The sequence below is a fragment of the Fervidicoccaceae archaeon genome, from assembly GCA_038734945.1.
Taxonomy (GTDB): domain Archaea; phylum Thermoproteota; class Thermoprotei_A; order Sulfolobales; family Fervidicoccaceae; genus ARK-14.
Genome location: JAVYOA010000002.1, coordinates 375,388 through 395,380 on the forward strand (window position 1 = coordinate 375,388; position 19,993 = coordinate 395,380).

The 19,993-nt window shown below is 44.5% G+C and carries 25 protein-coding genes and 1 pseudogene; 16 read left to right on the top strand and 10 right to left on the bottom strand.

All coding sequences use genetic code 11. The features are described from left to right. Position 1 precedes the first annotated feature (1 nt). From QXR92_03350 to QXR92_03385, 8 genes and pseudogenes are all read left to right on the top strand, one after another. Positions 2-346, top strand: coding sequence for a transcription factor S (locus tag QXR92_03350; GenBank protein ID MEM0319040.1), 345 nt, complete (start codon positions 2-4; stop codon positions 344-346). Between the two features lie 83 nt (positions 347-429). Further along, positions 430-1,164, top strand: coding sequence for a DNA polymerase sliding clamp (locus tag QXR92_03355; protein MEM0319041.1), 735 nt, complete (start codon positions 430-432; stop codon positions 1,162-1,164). Beyond that, the gene (locus QXR92_03360) at positions 1,142-2,284 is read left to right on the top strand and encodes a DNA primase small subunit domain-containing protein (protein ID MEM0319042.1); all 1,143 of its coding nucleotides are present in this window, start codon (positions 1,142-1,144) and stop codon (positions 2,282-2,284) included. The genes QXR92_03355 and QXR92_03360 overlap by 23 nt, the downstream gene beginning before the upstream one ends. A gap of 1 nt (position 2,285) precedes the next feature. Next, a complete protein-coding gene (locus tag QXR92_03365) occupies positions 2,286-2,687 on the top strand; it encodes a hypothetical protein (GenBank protein ID MEM0319043.1) in 402 nt (133 codons plus the stop codon). Positions 2,688-2,807: 120 nt separating this feature from the next. Then, positions 2,808-3,092: a 50S ribosomal protein L44e gene (locus tag QXR92_03370; GenBank protein ID MEM0319044.1), complete on the top strand. Its 285-nt coding sequence runs from the start codon at positions 2,808-2,810 to the stop codon at positions 3,090-3,092. Further along, positions 3,093-3,293: a 30S ribosomal protein S27e gene (locus tag QXR92_03375; protein MEM0319045.1), complete on the top strand. Its 201-nt coding sequence runs from the start codon at positions 3,093-3,095 to the stop codon at positions 3,291-3,293. It abuts the gene before it with no gap. A gap of 61 nt (positions 3,294-3,354) precedes the next feature. Then, positions 3,355-4,131, top strand: a pseudogene (locus QXR92_03380) (translation initiation factor IF-2 subunit alpha). Further along, positions 4,128-4,310 (top strand): RNA-protein complex protein Nop10, encoded by a 183-nt coding sequence (locus QXR92_03385; GenBank protein ID MEM0319046.1) that lies wholly within the window; start codon positions 4,128-4,130, stop codon positions 4,308-4,310. The pseudogene QXR92_03380 and the gene QXR92_03385 overlap by 4 nt, the downstream one beginning before the upstream one ends. On the opposite strand, the gene QXR92_03390 is transcribed toward QXR92_03385, so the two are convergent. Both QXR92_03390 and QXR92_03395 read right to left on the bottom strand, forming a co-directional pair. After that, entirely contained in the window at positions 4,279-4,791 is a 513-nt protein-coding gene (locus QXR92_03390) for a CDP-2,3-bis-(O-geranylgeranyl)-sn-glycerol synthase (protein MEM0319047.1), read from the bottom strand. The genes QXR92_03385 and QXR92_03390 overlap by 32 nt on opposite strands. Then, on the bottom strand, positions 4,779-5,381 hold the full coding sequence (locus QXR92_03395; GenBank protein ID MEM0319048.1) for a hypothetical protein: 603 nt from the start codon (positions 5,379-5,381) through the stop codon (positions 4,779-4,781). The genes QXR92_03390 and QXR92_03395 overlap by 13 nt, the downstream gene beginning before the upstream one ends. A gap of 65 nt (positions 5,382-5,446) precedes the next feature. On the opposite strand from QXR92_03395, the gene QXR92_03400 reads away from it, so the two are divergent. The 5 genes from QXR92_03400 to QXR92_03420 are packed head-to-tail and all read left to right on the top strand — an operon-like array spanning position 5,447 to position 10,101. Next, complete coding sequence (locus tag QXR92_03400) at positions 5,447-6,052, top strand: hypothetical protein (GenBank protein ID MEM0319049.1); 606 nt, start codon at positions 5,447-5,449, stop codon at positions 6,050-6,052. After that, positions 6,049-7,293, top strand: a complete 1,245-nt coding sequence (locus QXR92_03405) for a Clp1/GlmU family protein (GenBank protein ID MEM0319050.1) — start codon at positions 6,049-6,051, stop codon at positions 7,291-7,293. Before QXR92_03400 ends, QXR92_03405 begins: the two co-directional genes overlap by 4 nt. Continuing rightward, complete coding sequence (locus tag QXR92_03410; GenBank protein MEM0319051.1) at positions 7,214-8,509, top strand: UbiD family decarboxylase; 1,296 nt, start codon at positions 7,214-7,216, stop codon at positions 8,507-8,509. Before QXR92_03405 ends, QXR92_03410 begins: the two co-directional genes overlap by 80 nt. A 3-nt stretch (positions 8,510-8,512) precedes the next feature. After that, positions 8,513-9,715 carry an aconitase X catalytic domain-containing protein gene (locus tag QXR92_03415; protein MEM0319052.1) on the top strand — a complete coding sequence of 401 codons (1,203 nt, stop codon included), beginning with the start codon at positions 8,513-8,515 and terminating at the stop codon, positions 9,713-9,715. After that, positions 9,697-10,101: a DUF126 domain-containing protein gene (locus QXR92_03420; GenBank protein ID MEM0319053.1), complete on the top strand. Its 405-nt coding sequence runs from the start codon at positions 9,697-9,699 to the stop codon at positions 10,099-10,101. Before QXR92_03415 ends, QXR92_03420 begins: the two co-directional genes overlap by 19 nt. Here QXR92_03420 and QXR92_03425 read toward each other — a convergent pair. Beyond that, entirely contained in the window at positions 10,098-10,463 is a 366-nt protein-coding gene (locus QXR92_03425) for an Sjogren's syndrome/scleroderma autoantigen 1 family protein (GenBank protein ID MEM0319054.1), read from the bottom strand. The genes QXR92_03420 and QXR92_03425 overlap by 4 nt on opposite strands. 213 nt (positions 10,464-10,676) lie before the next feature. Between QXR92_03425 and QXR92_03430 the strand changes: the two genes are divergently transcribed. Both QXR92_03430 and QXR92_03435 read left to right on the top strand, forming a co-directional pair. Next, positions 10,677-11,894, top strand: coding sequence for an orc1/cdc6 family replication initiation protein (locus QXR92_03430; GenBank protein ID MEM0319055.1), 1,218 nt, complete (start codon positions 10,677-10,679; stop codon positions 11,892-11,894). Further along, entirely contained in the window at positions 11,869-12,459 is a 591-nt protein-coding gene (locus tag QXR92_03435; protein MEM0319056.1) for a DUF99 family protein, read from the top strand. Before QXR92_03430 ends, QXR92_03435 begins: the two co-directional genes overlap by 26 nt. 56 nt (positions 12,460-12,515) lie before the next feature. On the opposite strand, the gene QXR92_03440 is transcribed toward QXR92_03435, so the two are convergent. The 3 genes from QXR92_03440 to gyaR all read right to left on the bottom strand — a co-directional run bounded on the left by QXR92_03440 (position 12,516) and on the right by gyaR (position 15,893). Next, entirely contained in the window at positions 12,516-13,583 is a 1,068-nt protein-coding gene (locus QXR92_03440) for a radical SAM protein (protein MEM0319057.1), read from the bottom strand. Beyond that, a complete protein-coding gene (locus QXR92_03445; GenBank protein ID MEM0319058.1) occupies positions 13,580-14,698 on the bottom strand; it encodes a hypothetical protein in 1,119 nt (372 codons plus the stop codon). The genes QXR92_03440 and QXR92_03445 overlap by 4 nt, the downstream gene beginning before the upstream one ends. Positions 14,699-14,882: 184 nt before the next feature. Next, positions 14,883-15,893 carry a glyoxylate reductase gene (gene gyaR / locus QXR92_03450; protein ID MEM0319059.1) on the bottom strand — a complete coding sequence of 337 codons (1,011 nt, stop codon included), beginning with the start codon at positions 15,891-15,893 and terminating at the stop codon, positions 14,883-14,885. 155 nt (positions 15,894-16,048) lie between these two features. Between gyaR and QXR92_03455 the strand changes: the two genes are divergently transcribed. Further along, entirely contained in the window at positions 16,049-16,828 is a 780-nt protein-coding gene (locus tag QXR92_03455) for a 4-phosphopantoate--beta-alanine ligase (protein MEM0319060.1), read from the top strand. Positions 16,829-16,839: 11 nt separating this feature from the next. Here the strand turns inward: QXR92_03455 and QXR92_03460 are convergent, their stop codons facing one another. The 4 genes from QXR92_03460 to QXR92_03475 all read right to left on the bottom strand — a co-directional run bounded on the left by QXR92_03460 (position 16,840) and on the right by QXR92_03475 (position 19,923). Next, positions 16,840-17,712 carry a hypothetical protein gene (locus tag QXR92_03460; protein MEM0319061.1) on the bottom strand — a complete coding sequence of 291 codons (873 nt, stop codon included), beginning with the start codon at positions 17,710-17,712 and terminating at the stop codon, positions 16,840-16,842. After that, positions 17,684-18,967, bottom strand: coding sequence for a bifunctional phosphopantothenoylcysteine decarboxylase/phosphopantothenate--cysteine ligase CoaBC (gene coaBC / locus QXR92_03465; GenBank protein ID MEM0319062.1), 1,284 nt, complete (start codon positions 18,965-18,967; stop codon positions 17,684-17,686). The genes QXR92_03460 and coaBC overlap by 29 nt, the downstream gene beginning before the upstream one ends. Before the next feature lie 64 nt (positions 18,968-19,031). Next, complete coding sequence (locus QXR92_03470; GenBank protein MEM0319063.1) at positions 19,032-19,679, bottom strand: hypothetical protein; 648 nt, start codon at positions 19,677-19,679, stop codon at positions 19,032-19,034. Then, complete coding sequence (locus QXR92_03475; protein ID MEM0319064.1) at positions 19,621-19,923, bottom strand: hypothetical protein; 303 nt, start codon at positions 19,921-19,923, stop codon at positions 19,621-19,623. Before QXR92_03475 ends, QXR92_03470 begins: the two co-directional genes overlap by 59 nt. Positions 19,924-19,993: the final 70 nt, after the last annotated feature.

Sequence of the window (19,993 nt, forward strand, 5' to 3'; positions counted from 1 at the left end):
GATGAAGTTCTGCCCAAAGTGCGGCTCACTTATGAAGCCGAAAAGGACTGGGGGGAAAACCTATCTTGAGTGCCCAAAATGCGGATATGTAGAGGAAATGACCACAAGCCAGGAAGGCTATAAGATAGCAAGCAAAATAAAGCACTCAAACAAGGAAAAGTCGATCATAGTTGAAGAGGGAAAAGTTCCGGAGACGCTTCCAAAGTTGAAAGATGCTGTTTATTGTCCAAAATGTGGGTACAATGAGGTCTATTACTGGACCATGCAGACTAGAGCAGCCGATGAGCCTCCAACGAGGTTCTATAAATGCGTGAGATGCGGGCATGTTTGGAGAGAGTATGAGTGAATACAGCATTAAATTGCGATCAAAGAGTATAAAAGAGAGTTGGGCGGATTCTCATATAGGGTTAACGGGAAGGTAGATCTTGGATGAGGCTTCAATTTTCCGATGCTTCACTTTGGAGAGAGGTGTTGGTTGGAGCAAGCAAACTAGTTAAAGAAATAACTGTGGTGCCTGAAGATTCGGGAGTAAGGTTAAGGTCACTCGATCCGAGCCACGTAGTTCTCGTGGACATCTTTTTTCCAAGGGAATCCATGGAAGAATATGAGTCTGGCAGCGAGGCATTTGGAATAGATTTGGAGGAGTTTGCTGAGATCATCAGAAGAGCTAGAAAAGATGATGCCCTCACGATGGAGCTGAAGGAGAATAGGCTGAGAACGGTTTTCAGTGGAAAGCTGAGGAGGGAGTTCATTGAGCCCACCATTGAAGCATCATTCAAAGATCTTCCTGAACCAAAGATAGATCTGAAGGCTGAAGTGAGGATTCTTCCTGAAGCACTGAAGAATGCTCTTGAGGATATAGAAATGATGGGAGATAGTGTGACCTTTGAGGCCAGTGAAGATTCTTTTAGAATATTGAGCGAGAGCGAAGTAGGAACTGCCTCGGTAGTTCTCACCAAGGATGGAGGAGAAATTATATCAATCCAGGCCGAGGAGGTTCAGAAAGCTACATATGGGATCGAATACTTCTCGGAGCTTCTCGGTCAGATAAAGAGAGCTGAAGTAGCCATATTGAGCTTCTCAAATGATATGCCCGCAAAGCTCGTCCTAGAGCTTCCTCAGAGAGCAAGGTTGGTAACGTTTGTCGCACCAAGAACTACCTAGAGAGAGAGCTCTAGAGTGGATAAGAAGAGAGCTCATAGAGTACTATACTGCAGCAGAGCTTGAGCTGCCTGAGAATCTTTCCTCAAGAGAGTTTGCTTTCCAACCTCTAACGTCTCAATTCTATGTGAGACACTTATCATTCAAATCTGCTGATGAGCTGAGAAAGTTCATCTTGAAGAATCCTCCCATGCATCTCTATTATTCATCGGCTGTTTATCTCTTTCCAGAGATCAAGGAAATGGAGAAGAAAGGTTATGTTGGAAGCGAACTTCTGTTCGACATTGATGTTGACGAGATCTCAGGGTGCAATCCCATGGAGCAGCTTCATGTATGTCTCAACTGTGGACATTTAATGTATGGAAGCAAGATAAAGAGATGCATGAAGTGCAACAGCTCAAAAGTTGTTGAGGTTTCCCCGGTTTCAGAAGACTGCATAAGAAAGGGAGCAAGAATGGCTGCTGAGCTGACGAGAGTCTTGAGGAGAGATCTTGGCTTTGATCGTGTTGACATATATTTTTCCGGTAACAGGGGATTTCATGTTAGGCCCAATTGTGATGAAGAATGCATGAAGCTCACCAGCGATGAGAGGAGAGAAATAGTAGATTACTTGAAAGGGACAGGTCTGGATCTCGAGGCTATTCTGGGACCTCTCAAGGATAATTTGCTGGTTCCCTCTCCAAGGGATCCTGGATGGAGGGGGAGAATAGGCAGAGCTATCTATGAGAGGCTTGGCCTAAGAGAGGATGATTCTATAACATGGGGAGAGGCGAAGAAGCGGCTTAAAATTGAGAGAGCTGAAGAAGCTATATTGCTGGCATCAATTGACATAGATGAGAAGGTAACGATAGATGTTCATAGGCTCATCAGGATCCCTGGTTCCATTAATGGCAAACTAGGACTGCCCGTTGTAAAGCTTGGAGAGGCTGAGCTGAAGGATTTCACTATACGATGCGAGCTCTCTCCATTTAAAGTTAAGGTTCCTATCAAAATGCGGGTAAGTATCATCGAAAAAACAATAATGGGTATAAAGGTAAGTGCTAATAAAGGTGAATTGCTGGAAGTTCCTGGCTGCCTAGCATTTCCATTTCTGGTGAAGGGAATAGCAGAGTTGGGTGAGTAGGGTGGATGAAGAGCTCTCAGCTGAGCTAACAAGGGCAGCAACAAGAGGCACTATTGATCTGCATTTATTAAGAAAGAAGCTGTTGCTTGAGATCTCTGAGCTTTGCTATCAGGACGGCAGGATCAGGCTGATTGAGCGGTTTGAAGATGTATGCAGGGAAGCTGCAAAGAGGGGAGAAAAGATTGTCAAGATCATATATGCCATTCAGAAAAGGAGCGGGGCTGGGGAATATACTCCTCTCAACGTAGCTGTTCAGCAATCGGAGGGCAAGACAGTTGCGTGGATGTACAGATATGAGAATGATGCCTTCGAGATCTTCACCTCTCCACCGGATAGAGCTGAACACCTTGCTTATCTTGGAGCTGCCGAATGGCTGAAGATATTCAAGTTCACTCATGACTGAGAACAGCAGCTACATTGTTCAAAGTCGAGAAATATCTATTTAAACCCTCTTGAGCAACAGAAGAGAGAGATTAACTGCCAACAAACTGGATATCAATAGCTAGTTGTGAGGGAAAGGAAGTTGAAGGTTCCAAAGCAAATAAGAACGTACTGTCCAAGGTGCAGGAAGCACACAGTGCACTCTGTAATGCTCTACAAAGGAGGGAAGAGAAGGAAGCTTGCAATTGGAGAGAGAAGGTATAGAAGGAAGCAGGAGGGCTATGGCTCAAAGAGAAGGCCAGAGCAAAAGAGATTTGCTAAAACAACGAAAAAGCAAGTTCTTAAGCTCAAGTGCTCTGAGTGTGGATATATAACACACAGAAGGGGAATCAGGCTAAAGAAGCTCGAAATAACGGAGGTGGCCTGAATGCCGAAGAAGAACAAAATACCTATACCGGAGCCTAGGACTAAATTCATATTGATAAGATGTCCGAGCTGCGGGAATGAGCAGGTTGTCTTCTCCCATGCCACGTTCCCTGTTAGGTGCCTCATTTGTGGAAGCCAGCTTGTCAGGCCTACAGGAGGAAGGGCCATGCTCCAGGCCCAGTTCATAAAAATTGTAGGTTAGGAGGATTATTTTTCAAATATATTATGCAGGAGGATGATGGAGAACGGTAAGGTCTAGGAAAGATTTTCCAGAAGCAAATGAGCTGGTGGTGGCAACAGTCAAGGAAATTTTCGATTATGGAGCCTATGTTGAGCTCGATGAATATAAGAACATGAGGGCCTACCTGCCTTGGAGCGAGGTTGCTTCGAAGTGGGTGAAAGATGTTAAGGATGTTATTAGGCCAGGTGAGAAGATAGTCGCCAAGGTAATACGGGTCAACAGACAGAAGGGGCAGGTCGATGTCAGTTTAAAGAGAGTTTACGATACCGAGAAGAAGAAGAAAATGCAGTGGTACAAGAGAAATCAAAGAGCGGAGAAGGTCCTTCAGCTAGCAGCACAGAGAATTGGAAAGAGTCTAGATGATGCGTACAAGGAAGCTGGATGGCCACTTGAGGATTACTATGGAGAGATTTATTCTGGTTTGGAAGCTGCTGTCATGAGCGGGCCTGAGGCATTGAGGATCCCTGGAGTAAAGGAGGAGTGGATCATCCCACTTCATGAGGAAGCAGTAAAGCACATACAAATAAAGCAAGTAAAGCTAGTTGGAACAGTTACCCTGAGATCGCTTGAGCCAGATGGCATTGAGAGGATAAAAGATGTTCTAATGAAGCTGAAGAGCTCGGTGGGAGATGATGTGAAGATAAATGTCTACACTGTAGGTGCTCCTAGGTACAGAGTTGAGCTGATCACGACTGATTATAAGGTTGGCGAGAGGGCCCTGGAAAAGTCAGTTCATGAAGCAGAGAAAGAAGCTCAGAGGAAAAGGGTTGAGATGATCTTCACAAGGGAAAAAGCATGAGGTGGCTGTTGAGAAAGTGCAGGAGCTGCGGAAGGTACACCCTTGAGCAGAGCAAATGCCCATATTGCGGAGGGGAGCTCCTAGTTCCTCATCCTCCCAGATTTTCTCCTGAGGATAAATATGTTAAGTATAGAGTCCTGGCGAAATCTACCACGGAACGCTCTTCAGCTTCAGCTTGAATGCTATATAGTTTGTTAAAACATGAAGCAGAGGGATAAGTATTAGCCCTAGAACAAAGCTCTCTAAGGACGGGTGAAGGCAGCCTCTGCAAAGAAGAATGGCAAGCGTTGAGCCTAGGTAGAAGTCCAGTTGATCAGCAATAGGTAGCATCCCTCCTCTTTCAATCCCCATTCTCCGCTTGAAAAAGGACTTAATTATATCGCCCAATATTGCACCAACTGATGAGACTATTCCTGTAGTTGCAACTTCGGATATACTCCCAGAATAAAGCCCTAGCAGTGCCGCAGTTATTCCTCCTGCTGCTATTCCACCAAACATCCCCTCGAAGCTCTTCCCATCCCCAAGGATCCTCCTTCCATCTCTCCATTTTTTCCCTCTGTCTATTGGGTGAGTCTTGACTATCTTTGAGATCACTACAGGTGATCCATTAGCAACCATTGGAGGAAGGTATATGAGAAAGAACTCTGCTAGTATTCGCATGAAATCCACTCAAATCCACCCCTTTGAATGCTATAAGTGCCGAAAAATTTTCCGTTTATTTCGGCACTTCCCTCCATCTTCCATCCAACCCTGGAAAATCTCACCATGGAGGTTGAATAATGCTTCAGGGCCTCCTCACCACTTGGAGCTTCTCCTGTTAAGCTTACTTGAGCCGTTGCAAGAACCATTGCTTTTTCAGAGATTATCCGCAGCAGAGAGCAAATGAATGAGAATGCCCTGAATGCTGATTCTATATTATACGAGGCAGAGACCCTGAATATGCTGTTTATACTATCAATAATGAGGAGTTCCTTCGAGCCCCACACCTTTATTATGTCATGCATTATTCCCCATTCGTCCCAGTCATCCGAGAACTCGACCTCCGGTGGAACCCCTATCTGCAGTGCTCTCTCATATGTTGGGCTTCCTTCAGTGTTAACATAGAGGCTTTTCCTTTTGAGGTTCTTCGCTAGGGTCAGAGAGAAGGAGGTTTTTCCGACCCCAGCCTCCCCGTAGAGAACTGCGAAGCCCTTTTCTTCCGGAAATATTTTCTGCTTTAGGGCCTCCCAGCAAGACGGCTGTTCGCTCATGGTTTTGATCTCTTCCTATCTGATTTAGCTGAAACTATTATAACCTTAATTTTGTCCTGTTATATATGAGAGACATGTTGCTTCGGAGAAAAGTAGTTCTGGCAGTAGTTGATCCCAGGAAGTTCTACCTGCTAGCTGAAGGCATGAGAAGTTTGGGAATCAATTTCTCCATACCAGAAGCCCTTCCATTTGTTTGCTCTGAAGAAGAGCTTGTTCTTCTTGATGAAGATAGAGAAGATATGGCAACAGGAGACTGCGAAAAGGTGCTAGTTAAGAGTACAGAAAAAAATTTCATAATGTCTCTGCTTCCTAGGGTTTCTGGAAAAAGGGCTTTTGATGAGTTGGCTGTTGGAGTTGATCTTGGTCTGAACTCAGCATATGTTGTCTATGGTGATGGGCTTCTGCTGCTGAAGGGAAAAGTTGCTATTGAGAAGCTGAGCAGGACCCTGAAAGAGATCTCCATGATTCCTCATGAAAGAATGATTGTATGGATTGGAAGCTGGACAGGCGGGGAGGAAATGTGGAATGTTGTGGGAGAGATACTAGAGCTGGGTGGAATATCAATAGAGATTGTAGATGAGTATGGTACTAGCAGAAATTCTCTTGAGAGGGAGAAAGACCCAGATCTTAGAGCAGCAAAATTGATTCTCAAGAGGGGTAGAGGGAAGTGAAGATAGCTGCAGAAAAAAATGGAGAATATTATTGGATAAAAGGTCCAGCCAGCATAAGCATCGAAGAGGGGAAAGTGGAAATAAATGGAGCTGTTTTCAATCAGGGAGAAAAGATCATAGTGCATTCGAATAGAAGCTACACATTTTTACTGCATGGAGGGTCTTCTGCTGAGGTTCTAGGCGGAGCGGAATTCGAAATTGATAGTGCAAGCAGAGAGGACATTATAGTTTATGAGAACTGGAAGAAAAAAGCGAGTGAGCTAATGGATTTGTGCAAGAAGGGAGAGTGCAGAGTTGTAGTTATTGGTGAAGTAGACAGTGGGAAAACATCATTTGCAACTATGATAGCCAATACGTTTTTACTCAATGGAAAGATTCCGATTCTCATAGATGCTGATCTTGGTCAGAACACTCTTGGTCTTCCTGGATTCATCGCCATGGGAAAATTTAATGAGAAGAGCATATGGCCCAGAGAGCTAGGATGGGATTTCATAGCATTTTTGGGAAGGCTGTCTCCAAGAGGAGTTGAGAGCGAGCTGATTCTCCAAATAAAGAGAATGTCTGAGAAGGTAATAGGGCATCCTCTGATAATAGATACGGATGGATGGATCTCTGGAAGCGAGGGAGAATCGTATAAATATAGGCTAATAAGCAATCTCTCCCCTACTATTGTTATAGCTGTTGGGGAGATAAGCAACACGCTCGAGTCTCTGATTTCTGGAGAAGCTGAGATAGTGAAGGTTGGTTCACCTCCTAGGAGAGCTCGGAGAGATAGGGAGGAAAGGAGGCTAGTGAAGGGAGAGAAGATCCTGAAGTTTCTCTCCAATGCCTCCAAAAGAATCATTGATCTGAGGAATACACCCCTCTTCTTTGAAACCAAAATGATCAATCGCAGTTTTGCTGCATTGGAAAGTAAAGCTGAAGATGGAGAGAGCGATACAGTATTGGAGGGGGTGAGGGGAAAAGCCGATCTGGAAGGGAGAATATGTGCTTTAATAGGAAAGGGTGGGTGGGTTAGAGGAATAGGTATTATCGAGGGACTCAGGAGATGGGAGCTGCTCGTGAGAACAAACTATTTCGAGGACATAAAGATAGTCCAGATAGGTTATATAAAGCTCGCGGGGAATACATTAATCGAGTTTCCACTTTGGGGTGGAGAAGTTGCCAGGAGAGCTGAGGTTGGAAGAGGCATTTACAAGGATCGGAGAAAGGTACGAGGAGAGGGAAAGGGCTTTCAATGAGGAATATGAAATAGCTCTTATAATCAAGAGAGAGCAGGGGAAGAGAGCTGTTCTCTTGAGAGGCAAGCGCAGCCTACCTCTCATAGTATCGAATTTATTCGAAACTAGAGAGAAGATGCTCAGGCTCCTCGGTCTTTCGACAATGGAGGATCTCTATGAGAAGACCACTATGAGAACTATGGAAGAGGAAAAAGCCTTCATCTTCGAGAGACTGGAAGATCACTATGAAAAGATAAATGTGGGATTCGATTCTCTGGGAGCTCTCAAGTACTATGAGAAGGATGGGGGATTCTACTACACTTCCTCAATAATAGTTGTGAAAACTGGAAAGAATCACAACGCGAGCATACATAGAATAATGGTTCTAGATTCAAGGAGGGCTGTTGCTAGGATAGTTCCCAGGCATCTCTTCAAAGTATATGAGGAGAACAGAAAGAGGGGGGAGAACACAGCAATAACTATCCTTTTAGGCTCACATCCGATTGTAGAGCTGACAGCTTCCATCTCCCCTCCATTTGATGAGTTTGAGTTCACTCTCATACCAAACTTCGTAGGAAGGAAGATCTCGGTTGTGAGAAGCCCGATTCATGGTAATCCAGTTCCTCTGGGAACATCCTTCATCATTGAGGCAGAAATAACCCAAGAGCAGATAGATGAGGGGCCGTTCGTTGACATAATGGGGACATATGATAGGGTAAGGAAGCAGCCTCTCATCGAGATAAAGGAGATATGGGCACTGAGAAATGGAGAGCTGTATAGCCATGCTATACTGCCAGGAGGAGGAGAGCATCAGCTCCTCATGGGAATAACAAAGGAAGCACAGATTTGGAAGTCTGTTAGCTCCGTTGTTCCCAAGGTCCACAAAGTTAGGCTCACTCCGGGAGGCGGTGGATGGCTTCATGCTGTCGTATCGATTGAGAAAAATCATGATGATGATGGAAAGAACGCAATACTTGCGGCCCTTGGAGCCCATCCAAGCCTGAAGCATGTAGTAGTGGTGGATAGTGATATTGATCCAGATGATCCATTTCAAGTTGAGTGGGCAATAGCAACTAGATTCCAAGCAGATAAGGATCTTGTATTGATAAGAAAGGCGAGGGGTTCAACGCTGGACCCAAGCGCCGAGGATGGCTCCACTTCAAAGATGGGATTAGATGCTACAAAGCCGGTTTCATCCCCAATTAGATTTGAGAGGGCAAAAATTCCTGGTGAGTAAGACTTGTATTTGAGCAGAGAGGAAGAGGATATATTGAATGGAAAGTTTGGAGAAGCTGCATCCTCTGCACTGAGGGTTATTATAAAGGTTGGAGAGTCTCTGGGGGCCGAGAGACTAATAGAGATATCACACGCTCATGCATCCGGATTATCCTACATGACAATCGGAGATGCTGGACTCACTTTCCTGAGAAGCTTTGCAGAGAGGGGGGCAAGAGTAAGGGTATTCTCTACAGTAAATCCAATAGGAATGGATGTTGAGCTCTGGGAGAGGCTCGGAATCTCAAAGGACTTTGCGAAAAAACAGATGGAAATAATTGATGCAATTCTCAAGATGGGATTTGAGCCGACGTTCACCTGTACTCCATATTTAATAAGAGCGCCCATAAAAGATGAGCACCTCGCGTGGGGAGAAAGCAGTGCTGTTGCTATGGCAAACACTTACTATGGAGCCCGAACGAATAGGGAGGGAGGTCCCCTTGCTCTGATGAGCGCTATAGCAGGGAGAACATACCTTGCAGGGCTTCACCTGGATGAGAACAGAGTTCCCACTCACGAAATAGTTGTTGATGATGAGCTGCCACTCGATGATCCAGCTTTTGCTGGAGCTCTTGGCTATGTTGTTGGGGAAAAGATCAGGAGCGGAGTTGCATTACTCAGAAGGGCAAAAATGGGTTTCAATTCAGTTAAGTCCTATACTGCTGCAGCAGCCGCAAGCGGAGACCTGGCACTCACATATATAGAAGGAATAACTCCTCAGTTCAACTGGGCTGTGAAGAAAGCTGACTCTCCTGAGAGGGTTCACATAGAAAGGAAGGAGGTTGAGGAGCTAATCGCACTGAAGGGAAAGGTGGATGTTGACGCGATCTTTGTTGGATGTCCCCATGCAGATGAGGATGAGGTTCTCGCATTGTATAGATTGATATCCAGGTGTCGAAAGTTGAAGGTTCCAATTTGGATTTCAACTTCGAGAATAACGTATGCTAAGCTGAAGGAAATTGGAATCGTGGATAAGTTGGAAGCTCTGGGTGCTGTGATAATAAGAGATACCTGTCCAGTTGTTTCTCCTTTTGTTGGAGAGAAATTCAGATCGGTTGCTATAACCAGCGGAAAGGGCTTCTTCTATCTTCCCAGAATGCATGGAGCAAGAACAATCATAATTCCATTTAACAGAATAGGTGAGGTAGCATGCGAAAAAAGGAAATAAAGTTGAAGGTGCTCGTGGAGGGGAAAGCTGAGGGAGAAGTGGTAGTTTACCAGAGTCCCCTCTCGTTCTTGGGTGAAGTTGATCCGAAGGAAGGGGCAATATTACTTAGGGGAGGAGATAGGCTCAAGATTGCTGATAAAATTTTCATATTTCCCGGTCTTAGAGGGAGCACTGTAGGCAGCTATGTCATTTACGCTCTAAAGCAATATGGAAAAGCACCTTCTGCAATGATTGTGAGGAAAGCAGATCCAATATTAATAGCAGGGGCTGTTCTGGCCGAGATCCCCCTAGCAGAGGGAATAAATGAGAAGGATATGGAAGAGGCTAAGGAGTTCAGGAGGGGTATATTCGATGGAGAGAGAAGTGTGCTCATGTTTATTGATTAGTCCTTTCTCCTCTCCTTTCTGAGCTCTCTGAGCTTCGCTACAACATCTAGCCAGCTTGCTATAGCTCGGGAGAGCTTCAGATCTTCATCATAGGATGACGTTCTTCCTATGTCTTCCGAGAGAATCTCCAGCTGCTTCAATATCTTTTCCTCCATCCTCGCAAAGAGAGGGGTCGAGATCTCAATGACTGCTTCCGTTTCATCAGAAACGATTGCTACTTTTCCATGAATTGGGCAAACTATATCTCCATTTTTCAAGCGAAAGAGCGGAGAACCACAGATTGGGCATGATTGGGAGAGCATGGCTGCACCTTGCCTCAACAGCTCTGCCCCCTTCTTTGCCGCATCCTCGTGCCCACCCATCTTTATCCTCCCCCTTAAGAAAGGAACCTTGAGCTCAGCATGCTTAAACTAGGGGTCGCTTCTGCAGATGCTCTTCATCGGTTTCCCCTCAATCCGCCCATCGAGCCTCATCCCCCATTTTTTCTGTGGTCCTATGCCATAATAATGTTTTTATCCAAAAACACAGATCGATCTGGAATTGAAAGAAAAATTGTTCGTGTGGAGCTGAAAAAATTGACCGAGAAAGGACTAAAGGATGTACTGGAAGAGGTATTTTCTGAGGCAATGAGATCGAAGATATTCAGAGACAGAGATAAGCTCACACCAGATTATGTTCCAGAGCATCTTCCGTTCAGGGAGGATCAAATAAGGAGGATCGCCTCAGCACTATCACAGGCACTGAGAGGTTCAAGGCCAAACAATCTGTTCGTCTATGGGCTTACAGGAACTGGGAAAACTGCTGCCGTTAAGCTGGTTATAAGAGGACTTTCGGAGAGGGCAGCTGAGCTGAGGATCCCGGTCTTCACAGCATATGTCAATTGCAGGCAGAGAGATACAGGATATAGAGTTCTCGCAGACATTCTCGAGTCACTTGGGGGAAAGGTTCCCTTCACCGGACTGAGCATAGCAGAGCTGCAAAGGAGGCTATCTAAGCGAGTAGAGTCCCTAAAGGGAAGGGTGATAGTAGTTCTGGATGAAATAGATTTCCTAGTGAAGAAGCAGGGAGATGATATTCTTTACAAGCTGATAAGAATGAATGAGGAGCTAAATGGGAGCTCAGTGAGCATTATAGGAATAACAAATGATTTGAATCTAGTTGAAATGCTTGATCCGAGGGTAAAGAGCAGCTTGGGAGAGGAGGAAATAGTATTTCCTCCATATGATGCTCTTCAGCTCCGAAGCATACTTGAAGAGAGGGCGAAGATCGCTTTCTATGAAAATGTCCTTGAAGATGATGTTATACCTCTATGTGCTGCATATGCTGCTAGAGAGCATGGTGATGCCAGAAAGGCGCTGGATTTGCTCAGGATGGCTGGAGAGATGGCTGAGAGGAGAGGGAAAAATAAGGTTTCGAGAGAGGATGTTGAGGCAGCAAGGGGAGAGCTGGAGAAGGACAAGGTTTATGAGGTTGTCTCCTCGCTGCCTCTTCATGCTAAGCTGATTTTAGCCTCAATACTTGATCTCACAGCAAGCAATGATAGTGCTACGACGGGAGAAATATTCATTGAATATTCGAAGAAAACATCATCGCTTGGACTAGAAACAGTAACACAGAGAAGAGTGACAGATATAATAAGTGAGCTGGACATGATGGGGCTGGTTTCCGCTAGAGTTGTCAGTAGGGGGAGATATGGCAAGACGAAGATTGTTAAAATACAGGCTAACAGAGAGAGCATTGAGGCCGCCCTGAGGGAGGACGAGATTGTTGAGCAGCTCATCAGGAGAAAGTGATGTCTTTGTTGGAATAGATGATGGTATGTTCTTGAAGGGAAAAAGCAAGTGGACTGTGCTCGTGGGAGTAAAATTCAATGGCCTTTCTTGGGAAAGGACTGCACTGGAAAAGATCTATGTAGACCAGCTCAACGGAACTGATTCTGCCCTGAGACTTCTGGAGAGGCTGGTTGAAAAGGGAGAGAGATGCACTGTTTTTCTCGACGGAGTGACCTTCGCTGGTTTCAATGTGATCGATCCAAATGCTTTATATGAAAGGACAAAATTCTCCATAGTCTCGATTTTCAGAAGAAGGCCAAACAGAGAAAAAATTGAGAGGGCTCTCAAACTGCACTTCTCTGATTGGATGCTCAGGTGGGAGATAATCTCGAGAGTATCAGATGAGATTGATGAGGTAAGCATAAGAGGGAGGAAGCTTTTTTTCTATTCTCCAAATAACGTAGCTTTAGCATCTTCCATGATAAGGAGAATGGCGCTTGTATCGAAGATTCCTGAGCCTCTGAGAATAGCTGACATGCTAGCAAAGGAATTAGGAAGGTTTTTCCTCTCCTTTACATATACATGAAAAGCCTTCCTTTCCGAATACCATCATTACAGAGAAAATGAAGATCTTTTAAGACATCAAATAATGATGAGTCCTTCTCTTTTGGCCAAGCTTAGTACTTCCTCTATTTCATCCTTTCGGACCCTTCTATTGAGATCTTTCCACCTGCTTTCCTCTAGCAATACTCTATAGGTTGGATAGTACTGATCCATTATGTTTATAACAAGCCAATCCTTTGGCATGTTCTCAGATAACCACTTCACTATGGGCTTGCTGCAGCATTCCACATGTCCAGGAAGAACTAGATGCCTCAAAATTATGCTTCCCTCCCAGCGAACGCTAATCAGGTTCCTGGTAACCACTTCCCTGTATCTCGGGGCTGCTGATAGCACAGAAGCGTGGGAAGGTTCCCAGTACTTGAAGTCCGGAAGCCACAGATCGATTACATCGAGAAGCAGCCTCGTTAGCTTCTCGCTCATGTAGAAATTGCTATTCCATATCTGCGGAACGTCCTCATTGAAGTACTTGAAGCTCTCCACAATTACATGGGCATGAGGTGTTGGTTCTCCCCCAACATGATTAATGTTTATGGCTCCCATTCTCACAAGCTTACTCTGTATTAGAGCAAGGTCTCTGGCATCCACATAGGCCCCCCTTAGAGGAATCTGCTGGGATATCTCGAAATTCTGGCAATAAACGCATCTGAAGTTGCAACCAGTATAGAATATTGTCCCGCTTGGAATCAGAGGATGCTCCTCTCCATAGTGAGGAAAATATGTTGAAACCTGACCTCTGTAGTCTACCCTGCAGTACTTTCCCTTTGCAAGCATTCTATTTGTTCCGCACTTTCTCTCGCATAGTTCACAGCTAAGAATCATTCTATTGAGTATTTCCGTCTTTAGATCTATATAGGAAACAGGTGCTTGAGGAAGAGCTTTTTCGTTGTATTTTACGATTTCATTGAGCCGTTTTCTGAATTCGAACTCCATTTCCCTGTGCAGTGACCAAAGCTCATCATCAGTGAGCATGTTGAGCTCTGCATCGACTGGGATGCTCTTAGCTATTTTATATCTAGGGGGGTACCTTCCCCTGAGCACTCCAAAGTACCAGCTGAGAGCTGTTTCCAGTTTACTCTCAGCACTCATTGTGGCTCAGCTGTTTTAAGCTCAGAACAATACTTCTTTTTATATGATTCGTTTAGCTTCCAGGTCAACCATCTATCCTTGCATACGTCATTGAGTACAGAGAGAATGAAATCACTCAGCATTTCATCCTCGCTCTTCTCTGACCAATTGTAGAATATCCTTCTTGTAGTTCCCTGCACTACATATTCAAAGAATGGGCTGAGCCTCTTTCTCCTAGCTGGGAAGTACACATATATTGGTTTTCCCAGCCTGGCAGCCTCCATTACTTCGTAGAATACACCATAGGATGCATTTTCCGAATAGTGATACACAATTATTGCATTGGCATTTCTAACGAGCGATATGTCCCTTTCCACAACTTGTGACCTTATGAGGTCAATGGATTCCTGAAGCTCATCGAGCTTAAGCTTTATGCCATTTATTTCCACTGCACTCTCATTTCCGCTAAATGCTGTTTCATATTCTGTGATGAGATCCCAATCCTTTATGGTGAGGGGATTTAGAACTATGAAATACTTGGAGATAGCAGATATGAATTTCGAGATTTCCTGCTCAACCTTCTCCAGTGGAATTCCAGTTATTGGGAAGCTCAGATATATCTTTGGTTTCTCCCGCACAATCAGATCTAGGAAGGTTGAAACTGGATGATTCACGCTGAATACGAGCCAATCTATTTTTTTACCATCGCGCCTGCTCTGTATTTCTCTTATGTAGTCCAGAACCAAGTTGATGCTCTCCTTTCTCCAGGTAGCCAAAATGCTCAGCCTGGGCTCAATTCTTCCTCTCCAAGCTTGATCAGATAATAGCCTCTTCTTTACATTTAATAGGTCATCAACTAATATGTAGATCTCTTCAGGATTTATTCTCTCTATATGTTTGATGCTGAGCCCTCTTATAATTCCCTCGGGGTGTGTGTGGCTGGGAGCTATTCTAAATATTGCAGGAGAGCTAATTACGCTGATAACATTTCTCTTAGATGATGCTTCTCTCCTGTTGATCCTCGCTATTATCTCCTCTATGGCTTCATCCCTAATTGTATTGAGCTGCTCTGGAGAAAGGTCCAGGACGTTTTCCCTCGTTATGTTTAGAGAGTACCTCTCTCCAACGAGTTTCATGTAGTCGAAAACCCTGTATATGTCAATGGATGCATCGATATTGCTTTTTGAAGCTAGATCAACTAGTTCATCTAGAAACTCGTCCCTTCTGTTCAGAGGAGGGCTTGTAACAAGAATTCTCCTATGCCCTCCCCTATCTTGGGAGTAAGTGGGTGAGAGGTTGGAAGAAAAAAGCTGCGTTGAGTCACTTAAAACCAGGTTTCCTCACCCTCACCACATCTTTGTTCACGAGATCAGGTGGTACTCTGCCATTGAGGAATTCTATTAAGTTCATTGCTACTTTTTCTGCCATTGCATTTCTAGCTTCATGCGTCGCGCTTCCTATATGAGGGGCAAGCACAACATTTTTCAGCCCTGTGAGCTCATGTGATGCTGGAAGAGGTTCTTCCTCAAAGACATCGAGAGCAGCGCCAGCTATCCATCCTTCTTTGAGTGCCTTCACAAGGGCCCTAGTGTCAACTATGGCGCCTCTTGCAGCATTGATCAGATATGCTGTTGGCTTCATGAGCCTCAATCTCTGCTCGTTTATTAGATGCCTTGTTTGCTCATTCAGATTTGCGTGAATTGTAACTACATCGCTGATTGACAGCAAATCGTCGAGCTCTGCATATTTCGCATTGAGGGCTTTCTCCTCCTCAGGAGATAGCCTAAATTGATCGTAGTAAACAATATTCATTCCAAATCCTATTGCCCTCCTGGCGACCTCTCTTCCTATCCTTCCCATTCCTATTATGCCAAGAGTCTTTCCCTTCAGCTCCATGCCAAGAAGCATAAGAGGGTGCCAACCAGTTCTCGATCTTTCCCAGTCTCCATTTCTAACGAATGCATCGGCTTCCACTATTCTTCTGGTTATTGCAAGCAGCAGAGCCATAGTGAGATCGGCTGTTGCATCTGTTAGGACGCCAGGGGTGTTGGTAATGTATATGCCCTTCTCTGTAGCGTATTTTATATCTATGTTATCAAAACCAACTGCATATTGTGAAATTATTCTTAGATTCCTCGCTTTATCTATGAGCTCCTTATCTATTCTGTCTGTGAGTAGTGTGACTAGGGCATCAACTTCAGATGCCTTTTCCAATAGGATCTCTCTAGGGGGAGCCCAGTACTCCTTCCAAACCTCAATTTCAAATTTATCCCTCAGCTTTTCAATCCCCACAGCTGGAATTTCCCTTGTTATAAAAAGTTTTGGTTTCATTTTACAGCACCGACCATATTTTATTCATTAACAAAAATATAAAATCAATCATTGGCCTTTAGTATTGAGCTCGTTTTTGCTCAACCGAATAGAAATGCTTAATATCTTCCTCTATATTTTTTCCCTTTATGCAGTATGAAAATCGAGGAGGAAAAATGTCCGAAGTTCACATACCAAAGAGCCATCCGCGATATAGAAGTCTTGTCGAAAGGGAGCTCATTGTTGAGGGTCTAAAACAGGGAATAGTTGTACCGCAGGGATTGATTGCTCATGGTAGGGGGGAAGCCTTCGACTATATAATAGGAGAGAGAACGATTCCAGCTGCTATGCATGCAATAGACGTATCGGTAGCGAGAATTCTCCTGGCAAATCATCCAGTTATTTCAGTAAATGGGAACACGGCCGCGCTTGTGCCAAGAGAGATTGTTGAGCTTTCCAGGGAGACTGGAGCAGAAGTTGAAGTGAACCTGTTCTATAGGACAGAGGAGAGGGTGAGAAAAATAGCGGATCACCTGAAAAAGCATGGAGCTAACAGAATCCTTGGCGAAAAGTACGTCGAAGGTATACCGGGGCTAGAAAGCGAGAGGAGAAAGGTTGATCCGGAGGGGATTTTGAAAGCTGATGTCGTTCTCGTCATGCTTGAGGATGGTGATAGGACTGAGTATTTGAAAGCTATGGGAAAATTCGTCATAGCCATAGACCTGAACCCATTCTCGAGGACTGCTAGGAAGGCAGACATAACCATTATGGATAACGTGACGAGAGCACTTCCAGTTATGATAGAAAGGGCGAGAGAGATGAAGAGCTGGAGTAGAGAAAGGCTGGAGAGCCTAGTTAATAGCTACAGTAATTCTGTCAAGCTTTCCGAATATGTTGAGCATATATTGAATAGGCTGAGAGAGGAGGTTGAGAGGCTGAGAGCGATGGAAAAATAGATTAGCAAAAGTCATTCCATCAATTCTCTTATGCTGAGTCCATTTTCAGAAATAGTATGGCTTCTGGCATTCCCAAACAATGAGATAAGTGACTCAAGTGCCTCATTCACTTCGCCTTTTTCGACGACAACTACAATGAGTCCCTTCTTCACGAAGTATCCCAAGGCATCAATCCTTCTGAAAGCTCTCTTGAGCTCTTCATCCATTTCCCTTGTCATCATTCCCACGCTCAAGCTGAATTCTCTCCCGGCTTCAACCAAGTTGCTGAGTGATGGGTTCTCAGCGAATTTCTTGAATATCCTTTCTCCTTCTTTCTTTATCTGTTCTCCGTAAGCCTGGAGCATTTTCTCTGTGCTCATTTTTCTGATGATGGATGTTATCACCCTGTATTTTCCAATGCTTTCGATTAGACTGTCAACAGCTGAATATCCCGGAGCTCCAGGGCTTTGCCTAATAACTATTCCTTTTCCCATGCATATTGCGCTTACATCTCCGAGTCCTGTGCCTGATCTCACTTCCGCTATGTGTGCTGCACGACAAATCTCTCCGAGCATAGTCCTACCTCTGGCATGCATGAGCAGATAGAAGGAATAAGATATCGAGAAGGCTGCACTGACAGCATAGCCTACCGAGTGAGGGAGGGGATCCCTATATTGAAAGGGAATGCTCTCCTTAATTTTGAGTACTCTTCTTATGATGTTTGCTTGCCTGGGAGCTCTTGTGCGGAGAGGACCTCTTCCTGGATAGCATGCTACGGCATTTGGCTTGATAAGAAAGCCCGCTCCAATAGAGCCAGTCCTGAGAGGATCTTCTTCGTAGAAGGGGAGCCAGAAGGCTGAGATGTGGTGAGGAACCTCAATGCAAAGTCTTCGAGGAGCTTCCAAGTCTGAGATCCCTCACCACATCGAGTATTCTTCTAGCTATAAAGCGCTTGAGAGCTTTCTCAACTTTGATGACTTCCCCCCTCCTTGTTATTATTGTGATCTCATTGTAATCGCTGGAAAATCCTATGTCCTTCCTTGCCACGTTATTTGCTACAACGACATCTGCATTGTACTTGTTGAGCTTAGCTCTGGCTGCTTCCATGAGTTGTTCCTCACTATCAACTGTTTCTGCTGCGAATACAACGAGAATGGAGTTCTTCTTTCTCCTGCCAACCTCTTCAACGATTTTTGGCGTTGGTTCCAGGGCTAAGTTCAGAATGCTGCTGCTCGAGATCTTTTTCTCCTCAGAATAAGTTGGTTTGAAGTCGGCGGGAGCTGCTGCCATTATTATTACATCTGGAGAAAAGGCTCCCATTTCACTGAGCACAGCATTCAGGAGCTCATTTGTTGTCTCCACAGATGTTTTGTTTCTTATCACTCTGAGCTCGCTTGACAATATGGGACCATGTATGAGTGAAACCTCTGCTCCCCTGTACATTGCTTCAATTGCCAGGGAAAGCCCCATTTTCCCCGAGCTTGGATTGCTTATGAATCTAACAGGATCCAGATATTCTCTCGTGGGTCCTGAAGTAATCAGCATCTTCATTCCTCTCAGATCATTTCCCCGAGAGAGAATAGCCTCAACGTGCCATGAGAGCTCCCACTCCTCTGGAAATTTTGCTTTATCTCCCTCAATGATTGGTTCATGAAATAGTACACCTAGCTTCCTTAGCTTCTCAACATTTTCTGCATACTGAGGCGCTTTCATGAGCTGAATGTGCATTGTTGGTACAAGAATAACTGGCTTCCCTGCCCCAATGAAAGATAGCGCTGTGAGAGTTACTGGGGAATCGGCAATTCCATTTGCAAGCTTGGAGACTGTGTTTTCAGTCGCAGGTGCTATGAGCATAGCATCGCACTCTTCGGAAAGAGCTATATGTCCTACTTCCCCTCCAAATCGTCCATGGAAAACTCTATTGCCAGTGGCCCATTCAAAAAGCTCGGGTGAGACAAGCCTGGCTGCTTCCTCACTCATCACCACATGAACTTCCAGACCATTTCTCATAAGGGACCTCGCCACATCAATCGATCTGTAGAGGGAGACGCTGGAAGTAACTCCTAGAACTATGCACTTTCCCATCAGCTCCTTTGATTGCTCACCGATTATCTTCTTGGATGGATGCCTAATTCTTTTAATATTCGTGAAGTCCTCCAAGATTAACCCTTTCCGAGGATTTTTCCTCATAAAAAATTGGCAAAGAAAAGAAAATTAATGTTACCTAATAAACCTCTTTTTCCCTCAGAAGTATCTCGCAGCATTTCCTAACAAATCCATAGAATATATGAAAATCGATATAATCGTACTTTGTATTAACGAGTGCATAAATTCCGCTCCTACTTTTCACTTCTCTCAGCAAGAACTTCCCGAACTTCTCCTTTTCCTCAATGCCTGGTATTTCCAGTGCTCTCCCCTTTACATAGAATATTAGCGCTGCACTTCCTCCCCAAGCTATTATCTCATCCCTTATAAGCAGAGCGTCGCTGACCGTCAAATCCTTGATGTTAGATGCTTGAAGTCCTATGAGAAGGGGGTTCATCCAATCATTTAGCTCTAGCTCATGAAAGATCCTCCTGCTAAGCATGCAGTCAAATATGCTGCTTAGCTGACCTCTAAGCCTCTTAGTTCTGCCACTAATATCGAGAAGGCCTAAGTCGCTCAATTTCTTCAGAGCGCTCCTTATTATTTGTTCAGAAGTTGCCAGATTTCTTGCTAGCTGTACCCTTCCTCTCTCAGGGTCCTGCGAGAGAATATAGAGAATTGAGAACAGAAGAGAAGGGCTAGAGGAGTTGCTGCTTCCTGCCATCGCTTCAAGCTCGCTGATTATTCTGCAAATTTCCGCTATCTGAGCTGAGCCACATGTCCTCATTAACATAACCTCCGCTTCTAATTATTTCGATAGCAATTTCCCTCGATGTAATTTCGCTATTTCTTAATATAGCTTCTCTAATAGCTTCAATATTAGGTTTTGTTTTTATCCCGTATTCTTCCCAGAGCCATTCCACTAGTTCATTTAGTTTGTCTCTCTTTAGTTTCAGCAGCTCCTCCACCAAGTATTGCTTTATCTTGTTTTCCTTCCTTTTAAAATCGCGAACATTTTTAATTATATTCACCCCAGAGCTATAATTTTTCGATTGAAGATGCCTGTGTTGCAGTGTGCTTTGGATTTCAAGCGAACAATTT

Coding starts and splice junctions, on each gene's coding strand:
- QXR92_03375 (MEM0319045.1), top strand. CDS start 3,093: ATGCCGAAGAAGAACAAAATACCTATACCGGAGCCTAGGACTAAATTC.
- QXR92_03445 (MEM0319058.1), bottom strand. CDS start 14,698: ATGAAACTCGTTGGAGAGAGGTACTCTCTAAACATAACGAGGGAAAAC.
- gyaR (MEM0319059.1), bottom strand. CDS start 15,893: ATGAAACCAAAACTTTTTATAACAAGGGAAATTCCAGCTGTGGGGATT.
- QXR92_03385 (MEM0319046.1), top strand. CDS start 4,128: ATGAGGTGGCTGTTGAGAAAGTGCAGGAGCTGCGGAAGGTACACCCTT.
- QXR92_03470 (MEM0319063.1), bottom strand. CDS start 19,679: ATGAGGACATGTGGCTCAGCTCAGATAGCGGAAATTTGCAGAATAATC.
- QXR92_03400 (MEM0319049.1), top strand. CDS start 5,447: ATGAGAGACATGTTGCTTCGGAGAAAAGTAGTTCTGGCAGTAGTTGAT.
- QXR92_03390 (MEM0319047.1), bottom strand. CDS start 4,791: ATGCGAATACTAGCAGAGTTCTTTCTCATATACCTTCCTCCAATGGTT.
- QXR92_03455 (MEM0319060.1), top strand. CDS start 16,049: ATGTCCGAAGTTCACATACCAAAGAGCCATCCGCGATATAGAAGTCTT.
- QXR92_03425 (MEM0319054.1), bottom strand. CDS start 10,463: ATGGGTGGGCACGAGGATGCGGCAAAGAAGGGGGCAGAGCTGTTGAGG.
- QXR92_03350 (MEM0319040.1), top strand. CDS start 2: ATGAAGTTCTGCCCAAAGTGCGGCTCACTTATGAAGCCGAAAAGGACT.
- QXR92_03395 (MEM0319048.1), bottom strand. CDS start 5,381: ATGAGCGAACAGCCGTCTTGCTGGGAGGCCCTAAAGCAGAAAATATTT.
- QXR92_03355 (MEM0319041.1), top strand. CDS start 430: ATGAGGCTTCAATTTTCCGATGCTTCACTTTGGAGAGAGGTGTTGGTT.
- QXR92_03440 (MEM0319057.1), bottom strand. CDS start 13,583: ATGAGTGCTGAGAGTAAACTGGAAACAGCTCTCAGCTGGTACTTTGGA.
- QXR92_03420 (MEM0319053.1), top strand. CDS start 9,697: ATGCGAAAAAAGGAAATAAAGTTGAAGGTGCTCGTGGAGGGGAAAGCT.